This window comes from Haliea alexandrii, from assembly GCF_003719295.1.
Classification (GTDB): Bacteria; Pseudomonadota; Gammaproteobacteria; order Pseudomonadales; family Halieaceae; genus Haliea; species Haliea alexandrii.
Genome location: NZ_RFLW01000005.1, coordinates 168,599 through 181,779, shown reverse-complemented (window position 1 = coordinate 181,779; position 13,181 = coordinate 168,599). Strand labels below are relative to the sequence as shown.

Annotated in this window: 14 protein-coding genes; 9 read left to right on the top strand and 5 right to left on the bottom strand. The window is 64.8% G+C overall.

Translation table 11 applies throughout. The features are described 5' to 3' along the window. Positions 1–25 precede the first annotated feature (25 nt). Together EGJ68_RS17065 and EGJ68_RS17060 are read right to left on the bottom strand one after the other, a co-directional pair. Complete coding sequence (locus tag EGJ68_RS17065; protein WP_123035748.1) at positions 26–1,219, bottom strand: hypothetical protein; 1,194 nt, start codon at positions 1,217–1,219, stop codon at positions 26–28. Further along, on the bottom strand, positions 1,216–1,827 hold the full coding sequence (locus tag EGJ68_RS17060; RefSeq protein WP_123035747.1) for a hypothetical protein: 612 nt from the start codon (positions 1,825–1,827) through the stop codon (positions 1,216–1,218). Before EGJ68_RS17060 ends, EGJ68_RS17065 begins: the two co-directional genes overlap by 4 nt. 199 nt (positions 1,828–2,026) lie before the next feature. Here EGJ68_RS17060 and EGJ68_RS18190 point away from each other — a divergent pair, with 199 nt between their 5' ends. Further along, positions 2,027–2,203, top strand: a complete 177-nt coding sequence (locus EGJ68_RS18190) for a hypothetical protein (RefSeq protein WP_158283725.1) — start codon at positions 2,027–2,029, stop codon at positions 2,201–2,203. Between the two features lie 90 nt (positions 2,204–2,293). Here EGJ68_RS18190 and EGJ68_RS17055 read toward each other — a convergent pair whose 3' ends face one another. Then, complete coding sequence (locus tag EGJ68_RS17055; protein ID WP_158283724.1) at positions 2,294–3,550, bottom strand: hypothetical protein; 1,257 nt, start codon at positions 3,548–3,550, stop codon at positions 2,294–2,296. A gap of 148 nt (positions 3,551–3,698) precedes the next feature. On the opposite strand from EGJ68_RS17055, the gene EGJ68_RS17050 reads away from it, so the two are divergent. After that, complete coding sequence (locus tag EGJ68_RS17050) at positions 3,699–4,511, top strand: thioesterase family protein (RefSeq protein ID WP_123035745.1); 813 nt, start codon at positions 3,699–3,701, stop codon at positions 4,509–4,511. Here EGJ68_RS17050 and ggt read toward each other — a convergent pair. Then, entirely contained in the window at positions 4,505–6,244 is a 1,740-nt protein-coding gene (ggt, locus tag EGJ68_RS17045; RefSeq protein WP_123035744.1) for a gamma-glutamyltransferase, read from the bottom strand. The genes EGJ68_RS17050 and ggt overlap by 7 nt on opposite strands. 96 nt (positions 6,245–6,340) lie before the next feature. Here ggt and EGJ68_RS17040 point away from each other — a divergent pair, with 96 nt between their 5' ends. Genes EGJ68_RS17040 through EGJ68_RS17030 form a run of 3 tightly spaced genes read left to right on the top strand, consistent with a single transcriptional unit; the run spans position 6,341 to position 7,801 of the window. Then, positions 6,341–6,646: a hypothetical protein gene (locus EGJ68_RS17040; protein WP_123035743.1), complete on the top strand. Its 306-nt coding sequence runs from the start codon at positions 6,341–6,343 to the stop codon at positions 6,644–6,646. Between the two features lie 27 nt (positions 6,647–6,673). Continuing rightward, complete coding sequence (gene pdxH, locus EGJ68_RS17035; RefSeq protein ID WP_123035742.1) at positions 6,674–7,309, top strand: pyridoxamine 5'-phosphate oxidase; 636 nt, start codon at positions 6,674–6,676, stop codon at positions 7,307–7,309. A gap of 36 nt (positions 7,310–7,345) precedes the next feature. Next, positions 7,346–7,801, top strand: a complete 456-nt coding sequence (locus tag EGJ68_RS17030) for a lipocalin-like domain-containing protein (protein WP_123035741.1) — start codon at positions 7,346–7,348, stop codon at positions 7,799–7,801. On the opposite strand, the gene EGJ68_RS17025 is transcribed toward EGJ68_RS17030, so the two are convergent. Beyond that, positions 7,802–9,085 (bottom strand): CinA family nicotinamide mononucleotide deamidase-related protein, encoded by a 1,284-nt coding sequence (locus EGJ68_RS17025; RefSeq protein ID WP_123035740.1) that lies wholly within the window; start codon positions 9,083–9,085, stop codon positions 7,802–7,804. A gap of 100 nt (positions 9,086–9,185) precedes the next feature. Between EGJ68_RS17025 and EGJ68_RS17020 the strand changes: the two genes are divergently transcribed. From EGJ68_RS17020 to EGJ68_RS17005, 4 genes are all read left to right on the top strand, one after another. After that, a complete protein-coding gene (locus tag EGJ68_RS17020) occupies positions 9,186–9,785 on the top strand; it encodes an NUDIX hydrolase (protein WP_158283723.1) in 600 nt (199 codons plus the stop codon). Between the two features lie 685 nt (positions 9,786–10,470). After that, positions 10,471–11,103 carry an FKBP-type peptidyl-prolyl cis-trans isomerase gene (locus EGJ68_RS17015; RefSeq protein ID WP_123035739.1) on the top strand — a complete coding sequence of 211 codons (633 nt, stop codon included), beginning with the start codon at positions 10,471–10,473 and terminating at the stop codon, positions 11,101–11,103. A 5-nt stretch (positions 11,104–11,108) separates the two neighbouring features. Then, the gene (locus tag EGJ68_RS17010) at positions 11,109–12,272 is read left to right on the top strand and encodes an iron-containing alcohol dehydrogenase (RefSeq protein WP_123035738.1); all 1,164 of its coding nucleotides are present in this window, start codon (positions 11,109–11,111) and stop codon (positions 12,270–12,272) included. A gap of 81 nt (positions 12,273–12,353) precedes the next feature. Further along, the gene (locus EGJ68_RS17005; RefSeq protein WP_123035737.1) at positions 12,354–13,142 is read left to right on the top strand and encodes a ParA family protein; all 789 of its coding nucleotides are present in this window, start codon (positions 12,354–12,356) and stop codon (positions 13,140–13,142) included. The last annotated feature ends 39 nt before the right edge of the window (positions 13,143–13,181 follow it).

Here is a 13,181-nt window from a genome sequence, read left to right as displayed (position 1 = left end):
GGCCTTGTGGCGGCTGGTCCCTGGATCAGGGGTTGTCGACGGTTGGAAGGGGTTCCAGCAGACCGACTTCGGCCTGGTAGATGTCCGCCAGCAGTTCGCGCCACTGGGCGTATTGTTCTTCAACGTTGCCACTGAGCATGACAGTGCGGTCTTCCAGTTCAATCACTTGCGGCGTAATTTCCGCTTCCAGCGACATGCCCAGCTCTTCCAGGGCAGCGACGTGAATCTGTGCCTCGGCGCGTTTTTCCAGGCCGCTCTTGAGCAGGTAACCCCCGCCGATGATGGCGACGTTGCCGGCGGCCCTGCTGGAACGTTCACTGCTGCCTGCGGCATAAATGCCGGCAAGGATCGCCGCGCCGCCGGCGATCAGGTTGCGCCGGCTCTCAGCCTGCAATTCCTGCAGCGCGATGGCCTCTTCGTAGCTCATCTTGCGCCACTCCTGATAGGGCACCTGCATTTCGCCGCTGAAGTAGCCGTAGTGCTCCTGTAGTGTGTCGACGAACAGCTGGTCGCGCTCGCGGATGCTGCGAATACGCTCCAGCATGGGGTCGCCTTCTGCGGGCAGGCGGCGTACCTCCATGACACCCTTGCGGTTCTCCGTGAGGTAGCCGTCGAATGCCTCGGGAGAGAAGCTGCGGGCGAACTGCAGCTCGGTAATCAGGCGAATATCCTCCCGTTGAGTGAGGGTGAGGGTTTCCTGCCGGCGCACAAGGTCATTGGCGATCATGTGGTAAATCGCCTGGAACGGGTCGTAGCTGTTGCGCGTTGACGGCGTGTAGGCGTATTTGCTGGCGTTGGCCTCGTAGGTCTTGTCCAGCCATTCGGCACCACGCGCATCGCGTGCGACGATGTGCAGCTCGAGGGTTTCACCGTCCGAGTGCACAATGCGCCCCCGGACCAGCAGGTCAACGGTCTGACGGTCGGAGGGAATGACGCGCACTGCACCCCAGGCACCGCTGTTTTGCATGGCCTCGGCGAGCAGCCGGGGCATAAAGCGCGCTTCCGCCTTGCGCACCTCGGGGTAGATTTGCTGATCCTCGTCATATTCGTCAAGGCCGGGATCAAACACCAGTACGCCAACGTCCAGTAGCGCCGTCTCGGGCGCGGCCTGGGGTGGGCGCTCCAGAGGCGGCACCGCCGAGGTTTTGACGGTCTGGTTGACGCAGGCGGTCAGCGTGACCAGCAGCAGCGCAGCAAGCGCAAGCCGGGCGGTGGTCATGGAGTGAGTCCCTTATATTTGCGGTATTCATCCCAGAGCTTTTCGCGTACTGCGGGGTCGGGCTCACGCATGGCCGCTTCGCGCAGCTGCCGGGCGACGACATCGTCGTCGTTGCCGCTGGGTATGTCGTCAGGTGCCGGGTAGCGGGCCGTATTGGGGGGGGGCGGGCGCCCGGGTGTGTTGACGCTGCCACGCCCGCCGCCGGCGCCGGCCACGGTGATATCCTCGCCGTAGGGCCCCTCGCGGCCACCGGCCGGGGCGCCACCCGCGGAGTCTGAGGCGGGTACATCGTCACTGCTGGCGCGGCGCGCGCTGCGCTGGCGGGCCTGCTCTTCAAGAATCATGGTGTCGAAATCGCCCGCACCGGCTTCCAGCCGCGCATCGAGAATGGCCACTTGTTCCGCCGGGGTCAGTGGCCCGGTGCCGGCACCGCCATTGCCTGGCAAGCGACCTGGGGTGTCACCCGGCCCTGCTCCCGACGCTGCACCTGCGTCGTTGGCGGTGCCGGCGCCTTCCCCCGTGCCTGCATTGCCGCCCTTCGCGGCGGCTTCCATGGCCGCTTCGAGAGCGGCGAGGGTGCCGGGGTCCAGCGTTGGGTTGTCGCGCATGTCGGGCAGGGCGGTACTGCCGGCGCTGGCTTCAAAGCCCGGTTCACCCGCCGGTTGCCCGCCGCCTGCGGGGTCGCCGGCGCTCGCATTGGCTGTGCCCTGATCGCCGCCTGTACCCTGGTCGCTAGCTGTAGCGGATGCGGGTGTCGGCTGCGTGACCCCACCGGCCTGCGCAGTGTCCCGGGCTCCGGACGCACCTGTGTCGGGGGTGCCCGCGCTGCTGCCGGGTGAGCCACCCGCTGTTGAGGGCATTGATGCGCTGCTGCCGCTGGTGGGAGAGCTCGGGCTATTGCTGGAGGACGATGAGCTGGAAGACGATGCGCTCGGGCTGCTGCTGGACGACGCGGAGGGTGTGCTGGGTGACGAGGACGGCTGAGTGGGGTTGCTGGCACTGGGGCAGCCCGCCAGCATCAGGCACAATGCAGCGCAGCCCGCGCTGCGCAGCAGGGTCAGTGCATTTGATGTTTCAGCGTGTACTGTCATAGGCCATAACCAGGTTGTCGGTGGCGACCGGCGTGCCGGAAGCGAGGTCGAATCGCGGTCGGAACGGGGTGTTGCGCAAGCTGCGCATGAGCCGATTGGCGAGCCCGTTCGCCGTACCGGAGTCATCCAGTCGTTGCAGGTCGGAGACCTTGCCGTCGGCCGCGACGTTAAACCCCAGTAGTATATCCCCATCCCCCTCCACTGCGAGAGGCCCGTGTACATCAAGGCCGTCCAGGGCCGGCAGCGGCACAGGCTCGGCAAAGAGCTCGTTGTACAAGGCTTGGGCAGCGGCATCGTCCGCAAGTTCCGCGAGCACCTTTGCATACTCCGCCATGGCACCTTCACTGTCACCGTGCCACAGCAACCAGTCACCCATGAGGGTCTGCGCGCGCGCCGCTGCCTCGGGGTCGGCGCTGCCGTGTAGCTGTTCGAGATCGTAAATCGCCTGCAGTACCGCCCGGCCCTTGTTGAAGTTGTCTCTCAGGTAGCTGTTGCCCAGCGGGCGCAGGTTGTTGCTGGTGAAGCCATTGCCCGTGTTGTCTCCGCTATCGGGCCAGCGATACCCGGCAATCAGGTACTGCGCCTGCAGCATGCCGTACAGGGGGGGCAACAGGTCGCGGGAGTTATCGCCGCTCTGTTCAAGCACTTCAGTCAGCGCCAGCCGGTAGTACTCCCACATCTGCAGCAGGCGTAAGCCCGGCTCCTCATCCATGTTCAGCAGGAAGGCCTGTCGCTGCCAGTCGGCTTGGTGTACGTAAGCCCGCACGCGCTGCGCAGAAGAGAGCGGAGCTTTGCTTTGCACACGGTACAGGTAGCGCTGCCGATCATCGACGGCCCGATAGTCCCCCAGGGCCTGCAGGCTGGCGATTTCGGACTCCAACAGGGGCAGTTGGTCGAGGCTGTAGAGGCCGGTGCTCACCCGGGCCAGGTGGGTGCCGCGCTTGAATACTGCGGCGGCTTCGGCGTGGCGCCCCTCCGACTGCAGGGCCAGCCCCAGGCTCAGGAGCCGCTCGGGCAGCACCGGGCTGTAGGCGCCGTACTCGCTTTCGAGGTCGGTGATGGCTTCCTGCAGCGCGCGCCGTTGTGCCGGGGCGCCTATGTCGTGGCTGGCGACAGACGCTTGGGCCGCATCATCTGTCGCAGTGTCTTCGGTAGGCGCCGCGGGTAGTGTGTCAGCGAACCCCTGGTTCGCGCCGAGCGCACCTGCCAACAGGAGCGCCGCAAAATACAGTCCTTTCATGGCATCGATCACCATCGCGAAAGCGCTTGTTCGAGCCCGGTAAAAGCGAACAGCACCGTTCAAGTATATACATTTACGCCAGCCACACACAAAATACGCGGCTGCGCCTGTTTTGGCGCATTTCTTTCCACCCGATTCCGGAGCCGTCATGTCAGAGCCTGTCACGCCCAGCCAGTTTGCCCTGGAAACCGCCGTGCAACGGCGCGGCGAGAATCTGTGGACGGCAGAGTTGCATGCTGGCTGGCGCATCGGCGCGGTGCCCAATGGCGGGTATGTGCTGGCCATTGCCGGCAGGGCGCTGAGCGAAGCGCTGCCGCACAAGGATCCGCTGGCTGTCAACGCGTTCTATCTGGCGCCCACCACGCTGGGGCCGGTCGAGTGCCGCGTCGAGCTGCTGCGCGCAGGCGGCAATACCAGCCATGCCAGCGCGAGGGTGTATCAGGACGGTGAGTTGAAGATGGTGGTGACTGCGGCCTACACCACGCTGGCACGCTTGCAGGGCCCGAGCTGGTCAGGGCAGGCTCGACCCCATTTTCCGGCCTGGGAGGAGTGTGTGAGCGGCGGCGACAGTGGCCTGGAGTTCAGGCAGCGAGTCGACATTCGTCTGGTGGAGGAGGCAGCCGTGTTCCGTGGCGGCGAGCCCAGCGGCAGCGGCGAATTTCGCGGCTGGGTACAGCACGCGGATGGCGCCGCACCTGATGCCATCGCCCTGCTTATGTTCGCGGATGCTTTTCCGCCCCCCGTATTCGATGTGCTGGGTGTAGTGGGTTGGGTGCCCACGGTGGAGTTGACCGTACAGCTGCGCGGATTACCGGCGCCTGGCCCCCTGCAGGCGCGTTTGTTCTCCAAACACCTCACGTCCGGCGTGATCGAGGAAGATGGCGAGTATTGGGATAGCACCGGCAACCTGGTGGCCATCAGCCGCCAGACGGCCAAGGTCCGGCTGCCGCGGGCTCAGTAGCCGGCGACGTATCCCCCGGGCCGACGGGTGTCGGTCGCACCCAGCAGGTAACCCCGTTCCAGCATGATCGACTGCGTGCGACCCAGCGTGCGCCCGGCAATGTCCACGTTGTGCCCCAGTGCGCGCAGCAGGCTCAGGGTATCCGGGCTGACGCCTTGCTCGACAACCAGCTTGTCCGGCTGCCACTGGTGGTGCACCCGCGGTTCCGCCGCCGCTGTGGCAATGTTCATGTCGAAAGCCATGGCATTGAGCACCGTTTGCAGTACCGAGGTGATGATGAGGCTGCCGCCGGGGCTGCCGGTGGCGATCCAGGGTTTGCCCCCACGGAACACCATGGTGGGGCTCATGGACGACAGCGGGCGCTTGCCTCCCTCGATGCTGTTGGCTTCGCCCTCCACCAGGCCAAAGGGGTTGGGTTGACCCGGGTTGGCGGCAAAATCGGCCATTTCGTTGTTCAGCAGCATGCCTGTTCCCGGCACGGCGATGTGTGAGCCAAAGCTGAAATTGAGCGTGTAGGTATTGCTCACCACATTACCGAAGCGGTCGGCTACGGTGTAATGGGTGGTGTCATGGCTGGCGTCGACCAGTACGTTGCCCGGCGCAATCTCCGTCGCGGGGGTTGCACGACCGGGTTTGATCAGGGCGCGCTGCCGCTCGGCGTACGCCTTGTCGATAAGCGCACCGACCGGCACGGGCTCGAAATCGGGGTCTGCCAGGTAGCGGCTGCGGTCGGCATAGGCCAGTTTCATCGCCTCCGCCAGGTGGTGAATGTAGGCGGCGCTGTTGTGCCCCATGGCCTGGAGGTCATAGCCTTCCAGGATGTTCAGTATCTGGATGATGTGGATACCGCCGGAAGAGGGGGGTGGTGTGGAGACGACCTCGAAATCCTTGTAACGACCGCGGACCGGCTCGCGCTCGATCGCGCGGTACGCCGCCAGATCCGCGCGGCTGATCAGGCCATCCCCCGCCTTCATCTCCGCGAGAATACGGTCAGCGACCTCGCCGGCATAAAAGCCCTCGTGTCCGTCTCGGGCAATCTGTTCCAGTGTCCAGGCCAGATCCGGTTGCTGCCAGCGGGCACCAATCGCCGGGACTCGCCCTTCAGCGTCGAAGAACAGCTTGCGCGCCTCAGCGTTGGTGGCCAGGCGTTCGGCACGCGCGGTTATTTCCTGGTTGAGTGCGAAAGAGACCTCCAGGCCGTCACGGGCCAGGGTGATGGCCGGCGCCATGACCTCCGCGAGGGGCAATGTGCCGTAGCGCTTCTGGGCCAGCACCAGGCCCGCCACGGTGCCGGGAACACCGGCGGACTGGTGGCTGAAATAGGCCCGTCGCTGGTCCACCTCGCCCTGCGCATTCAGGAACAGGTCGCGCGTGGCGCTGGCGGGGGCTGTTTCGCGGTAGTCGATCAGCGTCTGCCGGTCCTCCTCGGCGAGATGCACCAGCATAAAGCCGCCGCCACCCAGATTCCCGGCGCGCGGGTAGCTCACCGCCAGCGCAAAGCCGGTGGCGACCGCCGAATCCACCGCATTGCCGCCGCGGCGCAGTACATCGAGGCCGATTTCCGCCGCAAGCCGCTCGGGACCGACGACCATACCCTCGCGTGCTACGGTGGGCAGGAAGCGGCTGCCGAAATCGATGATCGGCTCTTCTGCGGCGGGCACCTGTGCCTGCGCGAGGGGGGCGGGCAGCAGAGTCACGCCCAGCAGAATGATCAGGTAACGGGTCAGTTTCATCAGGTGGATCCTCCGGCGCCGAGAGGCCGCACTTTACCTGTTTTGGCAGGCAACGCATACTCACAGGCTGCCGTCACACCGGGGAGGCAGGGCGAAGTGAATACATTGCTTGAGCACATAACGGAGCGTCTCGATAGCCTGTTTGCACCGCTCGCCGAGGGGCGGGATGCGCCGCCGGCACAGCGCCTGCGCCTTGAAGGTTTGCTTGAGGTGGCGGTGCTGCTCGGCTGCGCTGATGAGGATGAACTCACGGCCCTGCTGAGCAACCGCTACCAGGCGGCGTTCTCGCGTACGCCACAGGACGATTTCGGTGCCCAGTGGCGGCAGTTGTTCCCGTTTCCCCAGATACCCGCCATGCAACAGCGCGCGCCGGTCGTTCCCAGCACATCCGATGATCTATAATGCCGCTTTGTTTGCAGGACTAACGCCGTGAATTACGAGGAATTCAGGCGCGAGTATCTGGCCGGCGGACTCCGGCGCGAGATGCTGGCGCCCTGTCCCATTGCCCAGTTCGAGACCTGGCTGCAGCAGGCAGTGGAGAGCGAGATTGCCGACCCCACGGCCATGGTGCTGGCCACGCTGGATGAAGATGGCGGTCCCTGGCAGCGTATCGTGCTGCTCAAGGATGTCGCCACCCGTGGCTTTGTGTTCTATACCAATTACAGCAGTGCGAAGGCGGCGGACATCAGCCGCCACCCCCAGGTATCGTTGCTGTTTCCGTGGAATACGCTGGAGCGCCAGGTGATTGTTGCCGGCCGGGCGGAGCGCCTGTCGGCACTGGAATCGGCGCGCTACTTTCTCAGCCGCCCGCGGGAGAGCCAGCTCGCGGCTCTGGCATCGCGCCAGAGTCGGCCGGTGTCGGCGCGCGCGGTGCTGGAATCGCAGATGAGCGCCCTGCGGCGCAAGTTTGCCCAGGGCGATATCCCGGTGCCGGACTTCTGGGGCGGGTATCGGGTTGTTCCAGAGCGGATCGAGTTCTGGCAAGGTGGAGCGCATCGCCTGCACGACCGGTTCCGTTACTACCGGGAAGGCGACGGCTGGCGCATAGAGCGCCTGCAACCGTGAACAGAATGGCATGTGGTCAAGGAGTGAAACAGAGCAATGGTTGAACAGCAGCAACTGGTTGGTGCCTGGCAGTTGGAGTCGTGGTCAATTGGCTACGAGGGCCGGGATGACTTCAGCAGCCCCTTCGGCGAGGACCCCCTGGGTCTGCTCGTGTATACGGCAGATGGCTGGATGAGTGCTTCCATCAATCGACGTGAGCGCGCCCGCTTGCCCGAAGATGCCAGCCCGCGCAAAGTGCCCGATGCGCAGCGCGCGTCAGCCTACAGCAGTTATTTTCACTATGCGGGGCGTTACCGGGTGGTCAATGGCAGCGTTGTGCACTACGTGACGCAAAGCCTGAACCCGAACTTTCCGGGCACCGAGCAGTTGCGCCACGCAGAACTGGATGGGCAGACTCTGGTGCTGACCGGCAAGGATGAAGTGGGCGGCACCCTCCGCTACCACACGCTGGTATGGCACCGGGCGCCAGCCACACAACCCGCGGCCGAGTAGTCAGCGCGCGCGCCGCTGCGCGAAGTAACGCGGCTCGCTGTGCAGCCCCAGCAGCTGCCGGCGGATCATGTCCAGGCCGGCGGCGGCAATCATGGTCTGGAACAGCGTGCGTTCCACTGGCCACAGCAGGCAGCGAGTGCGTAAATCCTCAGCCGTGCCCCAGGCCAGCCAGACCGTGCCCACCGGTTTGTCGGGCGTGCCGCCCTCCGGCCCGGCAACGCCCGAGACGGCAATGGCGTAGTCGGCCCGGGCCCGCTCCAGGGCACCCAGGGCCATCTCCCGCACCACCGCCTCACTCACCGCACCGTGGTTTGCCAGCGTCGCTTCGCTGACCCCGAGCACGCTCGACTTGATTGCGTCGGCGTAGGTTACGAAGCCGGCGTGAAAGGCCTGCGATGATCCCGGAATACGTGTCAGCTGGCTGGCGATCAGCCCGCCGGTGCAGGATTCTGCCGTCGTCAGGGTGTGCCCGCGCGCGCCCAGCAGTTCCAATACCCGCGCCGCCAGCAGCGTATCCCCCTCGCCGATGATGTGGTCGCCCACCAGCTCCCGCAGCCGCTGCTCACACCGGTCGCGCAACGGCAGGTCGGCGGCATCATCCACGGCCAGCTTGATCTCCATCTGGGGCGCCCCGGCGCGAAAACCCAGCTCCACCGCGGCGGGCCAGTCCGGGATGGCATCGTTGATCAGTTGCTGTGCGCTGGACTCCCCCAGGCCAAATGTTTGCAGGCGCAGAATATGCCGTTGCGCCGGGCGGGTCAGGGCGGCAGCGAGGTTGTCGACGATCAGGTCGAGCATGCGGCGCAGCTCCCCCGGCACGCCGGGAGTACAGATCACCCGGCAACTGCCCAGGTAAAGCTCGAAGCCCACGGCGCTGCCAATGGCGTTGTCCACGATGCGGGACCCCGCGGGTAGCTGTGCCTGCTTGCGGTTGGCGGCATCCAGCGGGATATTGCGCCGACCACACCAGGCCTCCAGGTGCGCGACCGCCTGGGGGTGCTCCTCCAATGGCACCCCCGCGGCTTCTGCCAACACCACAGCGGTCAAATCGTCCACCGTAGGCCCGAGCCCGCCGTTGACGATGAGGACATCCGCACTCGAGGCCATCGCCGTGAGCTCACGGCACAGCAGTGCCCGGTCGTCGCCCACGGTGACCTTGCGGTAAATGCTGAGCCCGATGTCTGCCAGGCGCTGGGCGATCAGGGCCGAATTGGAGTCGACGGTGTCGCCGCTCATGATTTCGTTGCCGGTCAGCAACAGCTGCACCTGGGGGTCGCGATGCACGGTCTCACTCCTTGAATTGACAGGCGCACAGTGTAGTGCCGATGCTTTTGTTCAGGCAAAGTGCTATTTTTGCTCCTTTCACTCAGGCCTCAGGAGATATGTGCCCGCATCGGGCGCAGCGCCGATGACCCGTTATTGCCCTCAATGTGGCGCAACGCTGGAACCGCATGTGGTAGGCGGCGAGCTGCGCAACCACTGGCGCTGCACCGTCTGCGCGCGTCTGCACTACGATCACCCCATGATCGTGGTGACCACGTTTATCGCGTGCAACAAGCGCCTGCTCTGGGTGCAGCGTGCCCTGCCCCCCAAGGTGGGGTCCTGGGCCATACCGGGAGGCTTTCTGGAGCAGGACGAAACTCTGGCGGAAGGTGCGGCGCGCGAGTTGCGTGAGGAGGCGGGTGTGGTGCTGCCGGCATCCGCGCTGTCATTTTATATGATGGGCACAATCACGTTCATCAATCAGGTGTATGTGGCGTTTAGGGCCCGTGTAAACGACGAAGCTCTGTGCCCGGGCCCGGAGTCGCTGGACGCCGGGTTTTTCTCGCGTGAAGAGTGCCCCTGGGGGCAGGTGGCTTATCCCGAGGTGAACGATTCGATTTTTCAGGCCTATGACGATCTGGAGTCGGGGCGTTTTGATGTCTGGCATACGGAGATGACGGCGGAGCGTTATCAGCGGCACCGGGTGCGTGAGTTGCCCTGAGGTTGGGGGCTTGGTGGCTCGGCGGCCCGTTGGGCCGCTGCGTTGCTTTGCACGGCGCGTTGTTTCCTGCTCCATTGCGGGCGCATGCGGCGCGCGGTCCTTTGGGTGTTCTTGGGGGGACCTTTACGCACTAGCAGGGCTGGTGGTGGGGTGCGTTTAAGAGAGTGTGGTGGGCGCACCGACGCCCTCCAAGTCCGCAGGAAACAACCCGCCGCACAAATCCACGCGGGTACGTTGACGATACGCTTATCGCTTCGTAGATGCTGCATAGTTGGCTCTACACCCCCGCGTTGATCCGGTGTGCGGAGGTCTTTTTGCGGACTCGGAGGGCGTCGGCGCGAACACAGCCTCGCCTTAGGCCCTGCCAACCCCCAGCCCTGCGAGTACGCAAACGCCCCCCAAGCACTCAACAGCCCTGATAGATGCAAAACCCTTAAACCAGCACGCCGCCAAACGGCAGCGCAAGAACCCCCAAAGGACCGCGCGCCGCATGCGCCCGCAGTGGAGCAAAAAGACCCCCGTGCTCCGGAGCGACGCAGCGGCCTAACGGGCCGCCACCCCGAAGCACCCTCCCACAGCACCTAGTCCCACCCACAGCACCCAGCCCCACCCGCAACAACCCAGACTTCACCCCCCCTGATATACTGATGCCTCTACTTTTTAACAGCCGATCCTGGAGCCCCGCATGCCACTACAACCCGAGGTCGAACTGACCACCGATGAACAGAAAGTCAGCTACGGTTTCGGCCTGCAGTTTGGCGACCAATTGCTGCGTAACGACTTTCCCGGGCTGGACCTCGCGGCGGTGATGGCGGGCCTGCAGCACTGGTACAACGAGCGCCAGTCAGTGCTTGCCGACGGCGAACTGAACCCCAGCTACGATGCCATCAAGGCCAAACAGCAGGCCGTTGCCGCCGAGCTGGTGGCGAAGCGCGAGGCGTTGGCGGAGCAGTTCATGCAGGCCAATGCGCAGCGCCCCGCGGTCAGTACCACCGCCAGCGGTTTGCAGTATGAGGTGCTGGAGGCGGGTGAGGGCGCCAGTCCCGGGCCGCGCAGCAATGTTGTCACCCATTATCACGGCACTTTTGTTGACGGTACGGTATTCGACAGCTCCGTGGATCGCGGGGAGCCGGCGCGTTTTGGTGTCCACGAGGTGATTCCGGGATGGACCGAGGCGCTGCAGCTGATGCGCATTGGCGATAAATGGCGCATCGCCTGTCCGCCGGCGCTGGCCTACGGTGCGCAGGGTGCCGGTGACGCCATTCCACCGAATACGGCGCTGGTGTTTGAGATCCATTTGCTCGGCATTGAGGAGTGAGCGTTATGGCGCCGGCCAGTATTCACCTGCCGCGCATCCTGCGCATCGGGGCCGGTGCCAGTGCGACGCTGTTGGACACGCTGAGTGAACTGGGGCTGGCCCGGCCGCTGCTGGTGACGGACCCCTTTCTGGCCGAGTGTGGCTTTGCAGAGCGGTTGTTGCAGCCGCTCATGCGTGCCGGTGTCGCCTGCCCGGTGTTCGCCGAATGCGTTCCCGACCCCACAACAGACAGTGTTGCAGCCTGTCTGTCGCAGTTGCGCAGTGGGGATTTTGATTGCCTGGTGGCGCTGGGAGGCGGCAGTTCGCTGGATACGGCGAAAGCGGTGTCGGTGTTGGCACTGCACGGTGGTGCAATGCGCGATTTCGCAGTGCCGGCGACGGTCACCACCGGCCTGCCGGTTATTGCCATTCCCACAACGGCGGGCACGGGTGCCGAAGTGACGCGCGCGGCCGTGATTACCGACACGCTCACCCAGGAAAAGATGCTCTGTATGGGGCTGGGTCTGGTGCCGGTCGCCGCGCTGGTGGATTTTGAGCTGACCCTGAGTATGCCCCGTCGGTTAACGGCCGACACCGGTCTGGACAGCCTGTGCCATGCGCTGGAAGCGTATGTCAGCCGCAAGGCCAACGCCTTTACCGACAGTATTGCCCTCACCGCGCTGGCCAGTATCAGCCAGCACCTGCGCACGGCCTGTGATGATCCCGACAACCGGGGAGCGCGCGAGGCGATGATGCTGGCGGCCACCCAGGGCGGTATTGCTTTTGCCAACGCGTCTGTCACCCTCATTCACGGTATGAGTCGTCCGCTGGGCGCGCTGTTTCATGTGCCGCACGGCCTCAGTAATGCCATGCTCCTGCCGGAGGTGACGGCCTGGTCGGTCGGCCATGCGCCGCAGCGCTATGCGGAGTGCGCCCGCGTCATGGGGCTGGCACAGGCGCGTGACAGCGACACGCAGGCGGCGGATCGCCTGGTGGCGGGGCTGCATCAGCTCACCGCTGACCTGGAGGTGCCCGGCCCCCGGGCGTGGGGCATCGCCGAGGAGCACTGGTTTGCCAACCTGGACACCATGGCAGCACAGGCCCTGGCATCCGGTTCGCCGGGGAATAACCCACGCGTGCCGGAAGCAACGGATATCGTGGCCCTGTACCGTCGCGTTTGGGCCGCCTGAAGGCGGCTTCCCCTACCCAACACGGGGTGCATTGGCTACACTCCCCGGCCCCAGCAGCAAGCCGCCCGGAGGCAAGAAACCATGAAGCGCGTTGTATTTAACCAGAAGGGCGGTGTGGGCAAGACCAGTATTACCTGCAACCTGGCGGCCATCAGCGCCGCCCGCGGCCTGCGTACGCTGGTTGTGGATCTGGACGTGCAGGGCAATACCACCCATTACCTGGTGGGCGAGATTGATGCCGATGCATTTCCGGCCGAGGCGCAGGGCGCAGCCGGGCTGTTCAAGCAGACCGTGGGCTCGCGCAAGATGCACCAGAACCCGGATTCCTTCGTCTGGGAAACCCCCTGGGAAAACCTGTTCCTGCTGCCCTCCAGCCCTGTGCTGACGCAGTTGGAGCGCGAGCTGGAGTCGCGCTACAAGATCTACAAGCTGCGTGATGCGCTGCAAAAACTGGACGCGGAATACGACCGGGTGTACATCGACACCCCACCCAATTTCAATTTTTACTCCAAGTCCGCCCTGATTGCAGCAGACACCGTGCTGGTGCCCTTTGACTGCGACAGTTTCGCCCGCCAGAGCCTCTATTCCCTCATGGATAATATCGCTGAGCTGCAGGAGGACCACAACCCGGACCTCGCGGTGGAAGGCATTGTGATCAACCAGTTTAATAGCCAGGCCCGTTTGCCGGGAGAGCTGGTGGCGGAGCTCGAGGAAGAGGGCTACCCGGTGTGCGCAACCTATCTCAGCGCGTCGGTGAAAATGCGTGAGTCGCACCACGAGCATCGCCCACTGGTGGATCTGGCACCCAGTCACAAGCTGACACAGCAGTTTCTGGCGCTCTATGATGAACTGGAGAGCGGGCGGGCCTGAGCCCACTCCCCTCCCTGCGGCGCCCGGCGCTCTGCTTGA